The 15,287-nt window shown below is 55.4% G+C and carries 16 protein-coding genes and 1 pseudogene; 11 read left to right on the top strand and 6 right to left on the bottom strand.

Features of this window, described 5'->3' with window-relative positions; translation table 11 throughout:
• From BEN48_RS19180 to BEN48_RS13365, 9 genes are all read left to right on the top strand, one after another.
• Positions 1–490 (top strand): hypothetical protein (locus BEN48_RS19180; RefSeq protein WP_158010189.1); only part of this gene is annotated, 490 nt, incomplete at its 5' end.
• Positions 466–1,074, top strand: a complete 609-nt coding sequence (locus BEN48_RS13325) for a glycosyltransferase family 39 protein (RefSeq protein WP_070735424.1) — start codon at positions 466–468, stop codon at positions 1,072–1,074. The genes BEN48_RS19180 and BEN48_RS13325, both read left to right, overlap by 25 nt.
• A 57-nt stretch (positions 1,075–1,131) precedes the next feature.
• Positions 1,132–1,434 carry a hypothetical protein gene (locus BEN48_RS13330; RefSeq protein ID WP_125932642.1) on the top strand — a complete coding sequence of 101 codons (303 nt, stop codon included), beginning with the start codon at positions 1,132–1,134 and terminating at the stop codon, positions 1,432–1,434.
• A 482-nt stretch (positions 1,435–1,916) separates the two neighbouring features.
• Positions 1,917–3,254, top strand: a complete 1,338-nt coding sequence (locus tag BEN48_RS13340; RefSeq protein WP_070735427.1) for a UDP-glucose dehydrogenase family protein — start codon at positions 1,917–1,919, stop codon at positions 3,252–3,254.
• Positions 3,255–3,383: 129 nt separating this feature from the next.
• Positions 3,384–4,367: a UDP-glucuronic acid decarboxylase family protein gene (locus BEN48_RS13345; protein WP_070735428.1), complete on the top strand. Its 984-nt coding sequence runs from the start codon at positions 3,384–3,386 to the stop codon at positions 4,365–4,367.
• A gap of 493 nt (positions 4,368–4,860) precedes the next feature.
• On the top strand, positions 4,861–5,283 hold the full coding sequence (locus BEN48_RS13350) for a sugar 3,4-ketoisomerase (RefSeq protein ID WP_070735429.1): 423 nt from the start codon (positions 4,861–4,863) through the stop codon (positions 5,281–5,283).
• Positions 5,265–6,221, top strand: a complete 957-nt coding sequence (locus BEN48_RS13355; RefSeq protein ID WP_125932643.1) for a GNAT family protein — start codon at positions 5,265–5,267, stop codon at positions 6,219–6,221. The genes BEN48_RS13350 and BEN48_RS13355 overlap by 19 nt, the downstream gene beginning before the upstream one ends.
• A gap of 29 nt (positions 6,222–6,250) precedes the next feature.
• The gene (locus BEN48_RS13360) at positions 6,251–7,348 is read left to right on the top strand and encodes a DegT/DnrJ/EryC1/StrS family aminotransferase (RefSeq protein ID WP_070735431.1); all 1,098 of its coding nucleotides are present in this window, start codon (positions 6,251–6,253) and stop codon (positions 7,346–7,348) included.
• Between the two features lie 248 nt (positions 7,349–7,596).
• A complete protein-coding gene (locus tag BEN48_RS13365) occupies positions 7,597–8,526 on the top strand; it encodes a glycosyltransferase family 2 protein (protein ID WP_070735432.1) in 930 nt (309 codons plus the stop codon).
• A gap of 79 nt (positions 8,527–8,605) precedes the next feature.
• Here BEN48_RS13365 and BEN48_RS20215 read toward each other — a convergent pair whose 3' ends face one another.
• On the bottom strand, positions 8,606–8,809 hold the full coding sequence (locus BEN48_RS20215) for an integrase core domain-containing protein (protein ID WP_125932644.1): 204 nt from the start codon (positions 8,807–8,809) through the stop codon (positions 8,606–8,608).
• On the opposite strand from BEN48_RS20215, the gene BEN48_RS13370 reads away from it, so the two are divergent.
• Both BEN48_RS13370 and BEN48_RS13375 read left to right on the top strand, forming a co-directional pair.
• Positions 8,808–9,116 carry a transposase gene (locus BEN48_RS13370; RefSeq protein ID WP_070735433.1) on the top strand — a complete coding sequence of 103 codons (309 nt, stop codon included), beginning with the start codon at positions 8,808–8,810 and terminating at the stop codon, positions 9,114–9,116. The genes BEN48_RS20215 and BEN48_RS13370 overlap by 2 nt on opposite strands.
• 2 nt (positions 9,117–9,118) lie before the next feature.
• Positions 9,119–10,033: an IS3 family transposase gene (locus BEN48_RS13375; protein WP_070735437.1), complete on the top strand. Its 915-nt coding sequence runs from the start codon at positions 9,119–9,121 to the stop codon at positions 10,031–10,033.
• A 159-nt stretch (positions 10,034–10,192) separates the two neighbouring features.
• On the opposite strand, the gene BEN48_RS13380 is transcribed toward BEN48_RS13375, so the two are convergent.
• The 5 genes and pseudogenes from BEN48_RS13380 to BEN48_RS18255 form a co-directional block, all read right to left on the bottom strand.
• Positions 10,193–10,747, bottom strand: coding sequence for a DDE-type integrase/transposase/recombinase (locus BEN48_RS13380; protein WP_070735434.1), 555 nt, complete (start codon positions 10,745–10,747; stop codon positions 10,193–10,195).
• A 19-nt stretch (positions 10,748–10,766) separates the two neighbouring features.
• Positions 10,767–11,027 (bottom strand): annotated as a pseudogene (locus BEN48_RS20220) (transposase); the annotation flags it as partial.
• Positions 11,028–11,222: 195 nt separating this feature from the next.
• Complete coding sequence (locus BEN48_RS18830) at positions 11,223–13,055, bottom strand: hypothetical protein (RefSeq protein WP_206599862.1); 1,833 nt, start codon at positions 13,053–13,055, stop codon at positions 11,223–11,225.
• A 22-nt stretch (positions 13,056–13,077) separates the two neighbouring features.
• Entirely contained in the window at positions 13,078–14,214 is a 1,137-nt protein-coding gene (gene rffA / locus BEN48_RS13390; protein ID WP_070735436.1) for a dTDP-4-amino-4,6-dideoxygalactose transaminase, read from the bottom strand.
• Positions 14,215–14,271: 57 nt separating this feature from the next.
• Complete coding sequence (locus BEN48_RS18255; RefSeq protein WP_083321057.1) at positions 14,272–15,162, bottom strand: methionyl-tRNA formyltransferase; 891 nt, start codon at positions 15,160–15,162, stop codon at positions 14,272–14,274.
• Positions 15,163–15,287: the final 125 nt, after the last annotated feature.

The following is a 15,287-nucleotide window of genomic DNA, read 5'->3' on the forward strand; positions in this document are numbered from 1 at the left end:
CACCCGTGCGGGCGGGCAGGTGGGGCAATATCCAGCGGGTAATCATATCTTTGGTCAGGACTTCCATGAGGGAGGGAAAGGAGATGGGTCGCACCTCAAATTTCCCGCTTTTTTGGAAGTCTTTTCTGTTTTGCGCGCTGCTGGCTACTTCCTAAACAGCTTCAATTATAAATTGGAAAGGTTGGCTGCGCTGGGGCCGTCGGCAGGCTTCTCTTTGTTTGGGCGGCAATTTTCGATTTCCCGATTGGCGCTGTTGGGAGGCGTGCTGGCCATTACGCTGGCACGGCTCAGCCTGATAGGTAAGGGCACCATGGCGTTTGTGGACGAGCAGCGCTACGTGACTGCCATGCTGGGTTTGCGGGCACTAGGGGAGGGGCACGTGCAGGAATTCCTGCAGGCCATCAACTCCATGGGCGCCGGCCGGGTGATGGTCTGTGGCGCGCCATTTCGGGTCTGGGTCAGGCGGTGCTCCTGTTACTGTTCAAGCTGAACCCTAACTCACCGCCATCGCTGCAGGTGCCCCAGGCGTTCAATGTGCTCATCATGGGTCTGAACGCTTTGTTACTGTACCGCATCTATCGCCGGTTTTTCAGTGCGAATATCTCACTGGTGGGCATTGTTCTCTATTCCGGGTTGGTGAATACCAACGTGTATTTGCGGCACATCCTGCCTTACGACCATTCGCTGTTTTTCTTCCTGCTGGCGCTAAGCGGCCTGCTGGCCCCGACCGATGCCGGAACCACGCGGCGGCACTGGTGGTCGGGCATCCTGGCCGGCGTTAGCTATGCGGTGTACCCGGGGTATTTTCTGGGTCCGCTGGTATTGCTAGGCTTGTCGTTAGCATTAAGCTTGGTGCCCGAGGGCCGCGAGGAAAAACCCCTCATGAGGCGCCTCAAACCGGTAGTGAGCCTGCTGGCGGGGCTGGTTGCGGTGCTGGTCACGTTTGAGCTGCTGGCCCGGCTCTCGGATACTTCTTACCTCGCCAGTAGCCGCTATATTGCCACCACCGTCACTCAAGGCAGTTTCGACGAAGGATTTAGCTTCATCGCCACTTATTTCTGGGAAGTAGAATGATGGTTTGGGGCGATGCTTCTGGCTTTGTCTGTCGTCGGACTGATTTTGTGTGCGAGAATGGCCTGGGTATCTCTTGTCCGGCGTGAATACAGGTCCGACGCGCAGTTGCCGCTTGCGGCGCTATTGGTTCTGGTTTTTTTGGGGTGGATGGGCTACGCCGTTGCAGTGCAGTTTGCGCACAAGCTGGTGTTTTACGGCCGGATTATCCACTTATTCGTGCCTTTCGTTGTGATGGGAGGTTTGGTGGTTTTGCTAAGAATTACGAAGTATTATCCGCAGAACTACTGGTTGCTAGGACTAAGCGCTTTGGGCTTGTGGCGCTTTGGTACCTTCGCTCCCGCCTACCGCACCGTTGAATAACCGGCCGATGTAGTGTACGCGCATGGCATCCACGACGTCCGGCAAATAGCAGGCATCGAAACGACCGGCTGCACGCAGAACTTGGTGTACTACAGGGTGTTCGGGCCACCAGACCGCGACCAGCGCACGGACGAGCAACCTCATTACAAGCTGATAAACTTTGCTTATCTGCTACCTGTGGCGTGCTATCAGATCCAGCCTGAAGCGGGCGATGCAGCAACTGTAGTGCCGTATTTTATGAAATACCGGCCGTATCAATTCGAGGGCCACAACCCAGCTGAGCGCGAACTGCTACAGACCCAAGCAATTGATTTTCGAATAATTCGGGCTCAGTAATTTAATTTATACTTTTGTTTTTAAGCTGCTTAAGTCGGCGAAGCTAAAAATGCAAAATGGCCTGCTGAGAAGTGCTTCGCCGAAGTAAATCTTTAAGGGCTAAATTTGCCCTCTCGTCCTAACGAAATATCAGGAGCATTAATTTTATGAAAATAGCAATTGTAGGTACCGGCTACGTCGGTTTGGTAACCGGGACTTGTTTTGCCGAAGTAGGCATTGAAGTAGTCTGCGTCGATATCGATCAGAAAAAGATTGACAACCTTCACCAGGGCATTCTGCCTATCTACGAGCCCGGCTTGGAGGAAATGGTGACCCGCAACGTGGAAAAAGGCCGGCTGCAGTTCTCCACGAGTTTGGCCACAGCCATTAAAGACTGCGACGTTGCGTTTATCGCGGTAGGCACTCCGCCCGGCGAGGATGGCTCCGCCGACCTGAAGTACGTGCTGGCCGTGGCCCGCGGCATTGGGGAGCACATGAACAGCTACGGCGTCATCGTGACCAAGAGCACCGTGCCCGTGGGCACCGCGGCCAAAGTTCGCACCGAAATTGAAAAAGCCTTGGAAAAGCGCGGGGTTAACATCGAGTTCGATGTAGCCTCAAACCCTGAGTTCCTAAAAGAAGGTGCCGCCATTGACGACTTTCTGAAGCCCGACCGCATCGTGGTGGGCGTGGCTTCGGAGCGCGCCGAAGAGGTGATGACCAAGCTCTACAAGCCGTTCCTGCTCAACGGCCATCCCATCATCTTCATGGACATCCCATCTGCAGAGATGACGAAATATGCGGCCAATTCCATGCTGGCCACCAAAATAAGCTTCATGAACGACGTGGCCAACCTCTGCGAAATCATGGGCGCTGACGTGAACAAGGTGCGCCAGGGCATCGGCTCCGATGCCCGGATTGGCACCAAGTTTATCTACCCCGGCATCGGCTACGGCGGCTCCTGCTTCCCCAAGGACGTGAAAGCGCTTATCAAAACCGCTCAGGAACACGGCTACCAGATGCAGGTGCTACAGGCCGTTGAAAGCGTGAACGAGCAGCAGAAGTCGGTGCTTTTCGATAAGGTGAGCCGGCACTTCGCCGGAGAGTTGCGCGGCCTAAAAATAGCCGTGTGGGGGCTTTCTTTCAAGCCCAAGACCGACGATATGCGGGAGGCACCCTCGTTGGTTATCATTGAAAAGATGCTGGCCGCCGGCTGCACCGTGACGGCTTACGACCCGGTGGCCATGCCCGAAGCCAAGCACTCGCTCGGCGACAGCATTACGTACGCCAAAGACGAATTTGCCGCCCTAATCGACGCTGACGCCCTGCTTATCGTCACGGAATGGCCCGAGTTTCGGGCCCCGAATTTTGAGGTAGTGGGCCGCCTGATGAAGCAAAAAGTCGTTTTTGACGGCCGCAACATCTACGAAGCCAGCGAACTGAAAAGCCTGGGCTTTGCCTATCACTGCATCGGCGTCAAAACCGACCACAAGGAGCCTGCTTAACCCCAAACTTGTCATTCTGGGTGCAGCGAAGAGCCTCATCACGGCTGCCCCTACATAGGATTACTACTTACCCTAGCGGCGCGGACCTGATGAGGTCCTTCGCTGCCCTCAGGATGACAAAATAAACGTATGAACGATACTACAACCGATAAAAAACGCGTCCTCATCACCGGCGGAGCTGGTTTTCTGGGCTCGCACCTCTGCGACCGGTTTCTGGCCGAGGGCTACCACGTCATTGCCATGGACAACCTGATTACAGGTTCGCTCCAGAACATCGAACACCTGTTTGGCAACAAGGACTTTGAGTTTCACCACGCCGACGTGAGCAAGTTCGTGTTCGTGCCCGGTAAGCTCGATTACATCCTGCATTTCGCCTCGCCGGCCTCGCCGATTGACTACCTCAAAATTCCCATTCAGACCCTGAAAGTGGGCTCGCTGGGCACGCACAACCTGCTAGGCCTGGCTCGGGTGAAAGGGGCCCGCATGCTCATCGCCAGCACTTCCGAAGTGTACGGCGACCCCGAGGTTCACCCGCAGGTAGAAGAGTACTACGGCAACGTGAATCCGGTGGGGCCCCGTGGCTGCTACGATGAAGCCAAGCGCTTCCAGGAAGCCATCACCATGGCTTACCACAACCACCACGGCTTGGAAACGCGCATCATTCGCATCTTCAACACCTATGGCCCCCGCATGCGCCTCGACGACGGCCGCGTGCTGCCGGCGTTCCTCTCGCAGGCCCTGCGCGGCGAGAACCTGACCGTGTTCGGCGATGGCATGCAGACCCGCTCGTTTTGCTACGTAGACGACTTGGTGGAGGGGATTTACCGTCTGCTGCTCAGCGACTACGCCTTGCCCGTGAACATTGGCAACCCTGATGAAATCACTATCAAGGAGTTCGGGGAAGAAATTGCCCGTCTCACCGGCGTCGAATTCAAACCCACCTTTCAGGCCCTGCCCGAAAACGACCCCATGAAACGCAAACCCGACATCACCAAAGCCCGGGAAATCTTGGGCTGGGAACCCAAGGTAGACCGCGCCGAGGGGCTACGCCGCACGCTGGAATATTTCAAGGAGCACGTGAAGAAACGTACTGGCGAAATCTCACCCTCCTAACCGCAGAACATAACGGCTCTATCCCCGCCCCCTTTCCTTAAGAATAGTGGGAGATGAGCGTCAGGCAATTGTTGCGGTATATCACGGCAGGCTTATTACCTTTGCAGTGGAGTAATAGCAAAGTTCCTACGGGATAGACTAGACTAAAAAAGCGGCGGATCGGTAAAATCATAGATTCTGCCAGTCCGTCGCTTGTTTGGTTTTAGGAGAAAACCCAGACTAGGGCAGTGAGGTTGACCCTACCACGACTACGGTCTAGACTGGGTTCAGCTACTGTCCGGCTACAGTGGAGCCACGGCGCAACTAACTTGTACTCTGAAACTACGCGGCGGGGCGAGTGCCGGAATGAATTGTTTGCAAAATGAAAGAATGTTATTTTGAAGCCTTAGGGACAGACAAGTGAATGAGTTGTCTACGGAAGCCTAAGGCGGACCGTGCCGAAGGACTGAGCCGTTTGCAGGAGTATTTAAAACAACACGTTCAATAATCTTCGATGGCCGATTATCCTGCTCCACATCTTATCGATTTCCCCAAGCTGGGGGTGCCGGGTATTGGCTACATTTCCGTAGGCGAAAACGACAAGGACCCGCTGCCCTTCTCGGTGCAGCGGGTTTTTTGGACGTACTACACCCCGGAAAGCATCGTGCGGGGCCGTCACGCCCATCACCGCACCGAGCAGGTATTGGTTGCCGTGGCCGGCCGTATCATCGTCACCACGGAAACGGCCGATGGGAATATTCAGCTCTTCCGCCTCGAAGACCCCAACGTGGGCTTGTACGTGCCGCCCTGTGCTTGGCACACCATGCAGTACTCGCACACGGCGGTGCAACTCGCACTGGCCTCGCGGACCTATGCGGAGGATGATTATATCCGTGACTACCAAGCGTTTCGTCAGCAATGGGCACCGAAACCCTGAGCCGGCTGGTAGCGGCCCGACGAACTGAGCTGGCTTATTATTCGCCCTATTACTTTCTGCGACAGCTCGCGCTGGAGCGGCAACAGGCATTATTCGGGACCGGTGTCGCTGCCGCCTGGGGGCAGGATGCTGGGACCGAAGTTGTTCGGTCCTCAACTGGTCCGGCGGAAGTAGCGTGGCTGCTCAACCAGCTGCCGTGGGACTCCGAGTACTTCGGTACCCCCATGTATCGGCTTTTTACCGGGCTTTTCGACGGGGCCGCGACGCCGGCCCAGTTCACGCAGGCCGCCACCGACCTGCGGGCGCAGCTGGTGGCTCGGCACGAAGCGTTTTACGCGTTCAGCGTGGTGCCTGCCGAGGATATCCGCTTATGCCAAGGACTCACCGGGGCCGGCTGGCAGCTGGTAGAAACCCGCCTGACGTATTACCGCGACCAGCTCCCGGCTTTTGACTATCCCCGCTATCCGGTGCGCCCGGCTACGGAAGGGGAGGTGGGGCGCGTCGGTCAAATGGCGGCTACGGCCCGTAACGTGTACGACCGGTTTCATGCCGACCCGTGGTTTGGCGAAGCCCGCGCCGATGCCTATCTGGCCCGCTACGCCGAAAATACCGTCACGGCCGGCCTAGCCGATGTGGTGCTTGTACCTAACCAGCCCGACCTGCCGGTCGATTCCTTTCTGGCTATCAGCGACCTGGCGCACGACGCGCAGGCCCTGGATACGGCGCTGTCGCGCGTGCTGCTCACGGCCGTTGGCCCGGCCAACCGAGGCTGGCACGTAAAGCTGATGGCGGAAGCGGTGCATCGGGCCAAAGAGTTAGGGCACGAAGCCGTACTGATGACCACCCAGGCCACCAACCACGCCGTGTTCCGGTCCTGCGAAAAGCTGGGCTTCCGGCTGGGGGCCACCAGCCACGTACTGGCCTGCCATTCGCGTTAACTCAAGCTGCTCTTTTTACTTTTATACCGATGAACATTCCTTTTTTATCTTTCGAGCCCCAGCACGCTCTCCTATGCGACGACATGACGGCTACTTTCAGCCGCGTCTATAACTCCTATCGGTACGTGCTGGGCGAGGAAGTAAAACAGTTTGAGCAGGAGTATGCCGCTTTCAACCAAGTCGCGCACACCGTAGGAGTGGCCAATGGCCTAGATGCGCTGGTGCTGGCCCTGCGCGTGCTGGGCGTGGGCCCCGGCGATGAAGTAATCGTGCCCTCCAACACCTACATTGCTACCTGGCTGGCCGTGACGCAGGTAGGGGCCACGCCCGTGCCCGTTGAGCCCGACCCCGTTACCAGCAACCTCGACCCGGCCCTCATCGCGGCCGCCCTCACGCCCTGCACCCGTGCCATTATGCCGGTGCACCTCTACGGGCAGGCCTGCCGCATGACGGAAATTATGGCCCTGGCCGCGCAGCACAATCTGTACGTGGTCGAGGACAATGCCCAGGCGCAGGGGGCGACCTTCGCCGGCGGGGTCACTGGTAGCTTCGGGCACGTGAATGGTACCAGCTTCTACCCCGGCAAAAACCTGGGGGCCTTGGGAGACGCCGGAGCCGTGACCACCAACGATGCCCGCCTGGCCCACAATGTGCAGGTGCTGCGTAATTACGGCTCACAGCAGAAATACTACAACGAAGTGGTGGGCTACAACTCCCGCCTCGACGAGCTCCAGGCTGCCCTGCTCCGCGTGAAGCTGCCGCACCTGCCGGGGTGGACGCGCCAGCGCCAGCAGGTAGCCGCTTGGTACGACCAGCACTTGGCCGGTATCGTCGACCTGCGCCTGCCCGCCGTGGCCGACGGGGCCACCCACGTCTACCATCTATACGTGGTGCATACGCCCCAGCGCGCCGCCCTGCAGCAGCACCTCACCACCCAAGGCATCGGCACGATGATTCATTACCCGGTGCCGGCCCACTTACAGCAGGCCTATCAGGCGCTAGGGTTAGCCCCCGGCAGCTTTCCCATTGCCGAAGAGCTGGCCAATACCTGCCTGAGCCTACCCATGTGGCCAGGCATGACCGAGACGCACGTAGCCACCGTAGCCGATGTTATTCAGAGTTTTTAAGGTTTTTCTGAAATTATACATTAAGCGTTGCTCTCTTAGTTCACCTCACGGCACCCCTTTGGGGCATAGCCCCCTCTCCAAAAAAGAGGGGGGATTGGTTTTATAGTTCTAGCTTATAAAGTTCTATACTATAGCTAGTCCCCCCTCTTTTTTGGAGAGGGGGCTATGCCCCAAAGGGGTGCCGTGAGGTGAACTGAGAAGACGGTACCCGCTGCATATTAGCAGTTACATACCATCCCATCCCATCCATGCCTAAGCTCTCCGTCATTGTTCCCTGCTACTTCAACGAAGATAACATTCCGGTGACGACCCGCGAACTGGTGGCGAACGAGGCAAATTTTCCGCCCGAAGTCACGTTCGAGTACGTGTTTGTGAACGACGGCTCGGGCGACGACACCCTAGGGGCGCTGCTCCGGGCACAGGCCCTGTACCCCGGCCGCATCCACATTGTGGATCTGACCGGCAACGTGGGTTCCTACAACGCCATCGTGGCCGGCATGGCCCATGCCACCGGCGACTGCCTGGCCGTCATCACCGCTGACCTGCAGGATCCCCCCGAACTGATGGTGCAGATGTACGCCCACTGGCAGCAGGGCTACAAGCTGGTCATCGGCAACCGCCAGGACCGGGAAGACATCGGCCTGGCCGTGGCCATGGCCAAGCTGTTTCATTGGTTGATGAAGAACTTGGCCCTGCGTAACATCCCCGACGGCGGGTTCGATTTCGTATTCTTCGACCGCCAAGTAGCCACCGAGGTACTGAGGCTGCACGAGCGCAACTCCAACGTGTTCTACCTCATGGTGTGGTTGGGCTTCGCCTACGTAAACATCCCCTACATACGCCGCAAGCGCGAAATTGGCAAGTCGCGCTGGACGCTTAGCAAGAAAATCAAGCTGCTGGTCGATTCGCTGCTGGCGTTTTCCTTCGTGCCCATTCGGGCCATCTCCGTGCTGGGCCTAGGGCTGGGGTTCGTGGCGTTGCTCTACGGCCTCTACGTGATAGCCCTTAAAGTAGCCCGCCCCGACGAGCCCGCCGGCTGGACCACGCTCATGGTGGTCATGCTCTTCGTGTCGGCCTTCCAGATGGTGGCCCTGGGCGTTATTGGCGAGTACGTGTGGCGCGGGCTGGATGCGGCGCGCAAGCGGCCGTTGTACGTGGTGCGTGATGTATATTCCTGAGTTGAGAATGAAGCCGTATATTTGATTGTACTACTCCCCAAAAACTGGACAGTTTAGCGGGGGTTGTTAAGTAATATGGTTATGCTTGGATGAATGAAGGTTGGGCGAAGACCTGGGCGGGTGTTTGGCCGCACAGGCTTTGGTGCGGTCGGTGGTGGTCGTAGTAGGCAAAGTACGCCTGTAATTGGCGATGCAGGTGGTGGCCATCGTCGGCGGGGTTGAGGTAGATGTGAGGTGGTCTAGTTAATCTGGACAGAACAGGGTGGTATCTTTCCTTCGTCATGAAAGACACACCAAAACCCGACAAACGCCGCAAGTATGATGCGGCCTTCCGCGCCGAAGCCTTGCGCTTGGCTGAGCAAAGCCGTTCGGCTCAAGCAGCTGCCCGGGCGTTGAACATCGACCCCAAGCGCATCTACCAGTGGCAAAAAGCCGCCCAAACGCCCGTAGCGGCCGCGTTGGGCGCAGCCCTGGACTCCGATACGGCGGCCGAGTTGCGCCAGCTGCGGGCCCTGGCCCGACGGCAAGCGCAGGAACTGGCCATTTTAAAAAAAGCCATTGCCATCTTCTCGCAGACCGAGACCCCATGAGCATGAGCCGCTACCGCTTCATCGCTGCCGAGCGCGGCCACTACCCCGTGCGGCGGCTCTGCCAGGTGCTGGGCGTGCCCGCCAGCGGCTATTACGCTTGGCCGGCCGGCCAGCAGCGGGGGTGCCCCGGTAGGGCGGTGGTCAGCGAAACGCCGACCTGGGAAACTGCCTTGGTGAAGGTGTTTGGGGTGCATAAACGCCGCTACGGCACCCGCCGGCTGCGGGTGGCCTTGCGCGAAAAAGGCCACCGGGTGGGCCGCCAGCGCCTGCGCACGGCCATGCGCCGCCGGGGCCTGCACGCCCTCCAGCCGAAGGCCTACACCCCGCGCACCACCGACTCGACCCACGGGCTACGGTGCGCGCCCAACCGCTTGCTCGACCAGCCCAAACCCACCCAGGCCAACCAGGTGTGGGTCTCGGACATCACGTATTTGCCGCTTGCTGACGGCCACTGTGCCTACTTGTGCGCCTTTCAGGACATGGCCAGCAAGCGTGTCGTGGGCTGGCACGTGATGGCCACCGTGCCCGAAGAACTGGTCACCATCGCCTTGCAACGGGGCTTTCTTTCCCAACCGCCCACGTCCGGCCTCGTCGTGCATTCCGACCGCGGCGGGCAGTACGGCGGTAACGCCTACCGCGCCCTGCTCCGCGACCACGAGGCCCTGCGCTCGCAAAGCCGCCGCGGCGACTGCTACGACAACGCCCAGGCCGAGAGCCTCTGGTCACGCCTCAAAACGGAGGTACTTGAACTCCGCGAATGGCCCGTTTTTGCCGACCTGGCCGATGCCCAGCAAAGCGTCGCCGACTATTTTGACTACTACAATCACCACCGCCTGCACTCCAGCATCGGCTATCAACTGCCCTATCACGCTCATCAACAACTCCTTCAAACCACTGCCCTAAACTGTCCAGCATAATCGGACCACCTCAATGTGCTCCCATTTGACCGTGCGCCAGAGGCGTTCGATGAAGGCGTTGTCGGTGGCGCGGCCCCGGCCGTCGCGGCTGATGCGGCTGATGCGGCAGCCGGCTTGTAGCAGGGCCTGCTCGTAGGCCAGAGAGGTAAACTGACTGCCCTAGTCGGAATTGAAGATGTGCGGGGCTGGGGCGTGTCGCAGCGCGTCGGCCAGGGCTTGCAGACATAAGCCCACGTCGAGCGTGTTGCTCAGCTCCCAGCTCAGCACGTAGCGGGCATGCCAATCGAGTACGGCAACTAGGTAGAGGAAGCCCTTGGCCATGGGAATGTAGGTAATATCGGTGCTCCACACCTCATTCGGAGCAGTGGCCGGGCGGTCCCATAGCAGGTAGGGATAAGGCGTGGTGCCCTGCCCCGGCACCGATAAGCGTGGTTTGGGATAGACCGGCTCGTGGCGCACGAGGCGGCGCACGCGCTTTTCGTTGACGAGGTGGTCGGCCAGGCGCAGGTGGTCGCGCAGGCCCAGCACGCCCTTGAAATCATGGTTGGTAAACTCCTCATCCAGCAGGCGCATGAGTTCCAGATTGTAGGCGCTTTCCCCGCAGGGCTGGTAGTAAAAGCTGCTGCGCGCCAGGCCCAGGGCCTGGCAGCGGGTCTGCACCGAGCTGGCCGGGTCGGCGTGGGCCACCAGGCCCCGTTGCTGGACTACCGACATGGGCCCAGCGTTTTTTTAGCAGCGCATTTTCCACTTGCAGCCGGCCGATGGCTGCGTACAAGGGCTCCACGTCGGCTACGACCGCGCCGGAAGCAGGCGTTTCGGCAAAGACCTGCGCGGCTTGTTCCCGCAACTGCAGCTTCCAGCGCGTGATTTGGGTGGTGGACAGCTGGTAATGGGCGGCCAACTCAGCCAGCGGTTGGTGCTCGGTGAGCGCGGCCAGCGCCACCTCAGCTTTGAACTCGGCCGTATAGCGACGGCGGGAGCGTTTTGGGGTCATAATCGGGCTAAGCTAGCCCGCTTTGACTGTCCAAATTTTGGGGAGTACTACACGCACTTGGCTTTGAACGCTGGCGTGTATTTCTTGCGAGTGGAGGGACCTCCTCCAAAATTTGATTTTTCAGTCATGAGCAGCGGAAGTTAAGACTTCTCGCTGTCCGTTTTACCTAGACCACCTCAGAGTACCCATCTTTTATTAGGGAACTGCCTGTATTGGTGCATAGATGTTTACCTGAGAATAATGTGGACTAGAAAGCGAACCTACTAACCGATAATACTCTGGAAAGTACACGCCTTTGTCGTTAAGACATTTTTGCATAATCTCTCCTATGGGCTGTGTAGTAACTATATATGATTTGGTAATTGCCAATTTTGTTACATCAAGTCCGTGACAGTTACGAACGTCACGATGGGAAAAATACCAGCCCATTCCGGGCGAGATACCCCCGCTGGCATATGCCAAGCCTGGCGCATCGTAGAGTGTTATCATTGGGTCGCCGGGATGGAAACCATTTTGTGTTAGCAAGCGCGTGAACTGAGTAAAGAAAGTGGCAGTAGCCGAGTCAACTAGCAAAGTGGTGGAGAAACCGGCTGTTCGCAAAGGCACTGTCTGCTTACTCATAGGTTGCTTCAACCCGTATGGGTTAATGAGAGTACCCCACGCAATCTGCCCCGCTGCCCACCCCACTGGCACTAGTAGCAACAGACTAACTATCCACACTGGTAAGTAACGCGCCTGTATACCGCTAATTAGCAATAACAGCGCAAACCAAGAGCCCACATCAATTAATAGGTTAAGCCGTAGGTCGTTAATCGTGCCCAACGATGCTAAGAAGGGCAGACTGAATAACCAAATGCTGACTGGTACTAACTGAGAAGGTCTTTTTGAATGAGTGGTGTTTACTTGTACAGCAGGCAGGACTACAAGTATACCAACTGCTAGTATCAATAGAAACAGCAATAGGGGTAGGCTCTGGTATCCATTTGAAAAGGAATCCGCATACCACTGGCGCGTAAAAGCTTGCCAAGCTGTGTATACTACAGCTAATACTAACAGAGCAAGTACTACAGGGTACGGCTTATTAATAGATAAATGAGATTTGCGTGTCCACCACCAAGTTAGGCCTAGTAGCAGTAGCAATACTGGTCCCATTGGATAAAGCATAAATAGTATGGTCTGGCCAGCTACTTTTATATAAGATAGTAGCAAATCCCTCATACCATACCCTCCGTGTGCTTTGATAACAGAAGTTTCCTGAACAAAATTGTGATACCAAACCAGTGGGGACTGTACTCTGATAAAATAGAATGTCAATCCTGCCGCCACGCCTAAGCCTAATAGTACCCCTGCGCTTACTATCACCTTTATTCCGTGGCGCTGCCAGCTCCAGATCACCAACAACATGCCGCTGCTCGCAATCAAAAATGCTGTACTAGGCTTGACGAATACATCCAAACTGACCGCAACACCAGCAACCAGCAACCAGTAGCGCCCCTTTGGGCCGCTACTCAATGCCTGCAATACTGCGCCTACTGCTAACAATAGTAATAAGGTATTCAAGCTGTTATAAGATAACGTCCGCGGAAAAATAGAGAACGCCAGAAGGCTTCCCAGCAATATGTAACAGATCGTAATTATCGTAGGCCTAGTTGTATAAGGCGAAACGGTGCGTTCCCAACGGGCAAAACTGTAGGCAAACGCTACGGCTCCGAGAGAATTAGCGAGTACACCCAGCCAGCGGTACGTAAGCACTGAACAATCTACAAGTCCAAGTCCTCTGGCAATCAGTAAGTGAAAAGTGGAAAAACTAGCTTCATACTCATCTGGATATCTGTAGCTAAGCAAATAAAAGGATTCATCTGTAATGTCAAACCCACGGGGTAAACTCCATATCAGAATTGAGATAGTCAGTAGTGCACATCCTATCACTATCGATGCCACAAGCCAGTTCAGCAATTGTGAAGGTGCCTGTGGTTGTAGTACTGGTTGTTTATTCAATTTGTGTAGGTTTGGTAGCACGTCAGACAAGTGTGTAATTCAAAAAATGCGGTTAACTTCTTTGGTAAAACTCGTGAACTGCCTCAATTACTCGCTGCTGTAATTCAGGATATAATTGATAATAAAGAGGTAGCCGCACTAGGCAGTCTGTATAATGGTCTGCCCAAGGCAATGCACGACCATCATGTTTGCTCTGATAAAATGGGCTCTTATGAAGAGATAGATAATGAAATACAGGCAGTATTTGCTTCTGGCGCAGATAGTCAATCAGTGCCGAGCGCTCGTCCAAACTCCGGCATACCAAGTAGAACATATGCCCATTATTGGTAGCATAGTCCGGAATCACTGGTAAGCCGACTCCTAATTGCGTCAGAGACGAAAATGCTTCATAATACTGTTGCCAGATAGCCTTGCGCCGATGCTGTATGTCAGCCATATGCTCTATCTGCGCCCATAGGAAGGCCGCAATAATATCGGAGGGCAAGAAGCTTGACCCAACGTCCACCCACCCATACTTATCAACCTCTCCTCTGAAGAATGAGGAGCGGTTTGTCCCTTTTTCCCGAATAATTTCAGCGCGCTGTGCGTAGCGGGCCTCGTTTATTACCAGCATTCCACCCTCACCCGCGATAATGTTTTTAGTTTCATGGAAAGAAAAGGCAGCTAATTCTCCTATTGAACCGAGAGGGCGCCCTTTGTAAAAGCTGTCAATGGCTTGAGCGGCATCTTCGACTATTGCCAACCCGTGCGAGTCGGCTAATGCTCGAATAGCATCCATATCACATGCAATGCCAGCATAATGAACCGGAACGATGGCGCGGGTGCGCGGCGTAATGAGCTCTTCGAGTGACGTCACGTCGATGTTAGGATTTTCTTTGGTACTGTCGGCAAAAACAATTTTCGCACCCCGCAGCACAAAGGCATTTGGCGTGCTTACAAAGGTGTATGAAGGCACAATCACCTCATCACCTGGCTGCAAATCGAGCAGTATTGCAGCCATTTCAAGCGCATCAGTGCAGCTGGTGGTCAGGAGTGCCTTATGCACTCCCATATGCTGCTCGAAGAACTGGTGGCAGCGCTTGGTAAAAATCCCGTCGCCTGAAATCTTGCCGGAACGCACGGCTTCTTCTATGTACTGGGTTTCGGGTCCCGACAGGTATGGCCTATTGAAAGGAATGGCAGGTAGCATGAGTAAATAAGTAGTGGTCAAAGGTCTGGCTCTATCGAAGGAACAAGGCTGGATCTGTCAAGAGAATCTGGAACGAAACTGTTTAAGCGGTAAAACAGACTCGTTGGCTTCATCAAGTACTGTGATTAGTCTGAGTAAGCCTGTACCACATACTACTATTGGCTGATTCTGGTTAATGAAAAGCACTTTTCCTGGTGTTCTATTTTCAATGTGAACCTCAGGCTCGGATTCAACAGCGAGTATGCGTACTGGTTTATCATTTAGCAATGCCTTCGCCCCCTTATAAGGCCAGCCTAAAGCATCTATAAACCGCTGTAAGTAGTGGCTATCACGGTGCCAATCGATGCAGTAGTCTTGCTCATCACGCCATAGGCTATAACTTGCCTGCTGCTCGTTCTGAGGTCGAGCTGGTAGAGAACGGCCCTCTACCCAAACCGGCCAGATGCGCTCTACCAGTTCGATATAGCATTGTACTGACAGAGTTATTGCTTGAGCAATGGTAATAGGATAATTTATTGGTTGCGAGGCTTGGGCTATTACATCACCCCGATCAAACTCAGCATTGGCATATAATGCCGTGACCCCAATTTCTGACTCGCCATTAATTAGGCTGTTCACTAGTGGTGCAAAGCCTCTGTAACGCGGCAAAAGACTATCATGCATCACTACCAATCCGCTAGCTTCTGCAATAAGCCAACGCCACGAAATAGCTAGCGCCACGGTAGTGGGCAAAATTAATGATTGTTGAGTGCGGTCTAGAAATGGGAGATTAAATCGAGCACATACTGTCTTTATTTCTTCGTAAAAGTCGTTCTCAATATTTTTATCTCTTGCCCCTACAACATACTTTATTATCTTGTAATCAAAGTTGTTAACTAAGTGCTCAAGTATTGCGTAGCCCTTCTCAGTCATTAAATATAGGGCGACGCTAGTAGGTGAAGTCAGCATGGGAAAGTGTGTAATCAGTATTACTGAACTGATGTTACGCGGTGAATTGGGCTAGTTGCTGGTGCATGGCTTTGAGCCCAGTCAAATAGAGTTGAGCTTTTAAGCGAAAATGCCCCAGGCCGAAT

The sequence above is a fragment of the Hymenobacter glacialis genome (assembly GCF_001816165.1).
Taxonomy (GTDB): domain Bacteria; phylum Bacteroidota; class Bacteroidia; order Cytophagales; family Hymenobacteraceae; genus Hymenobacter; species Hymenobacter glacialis.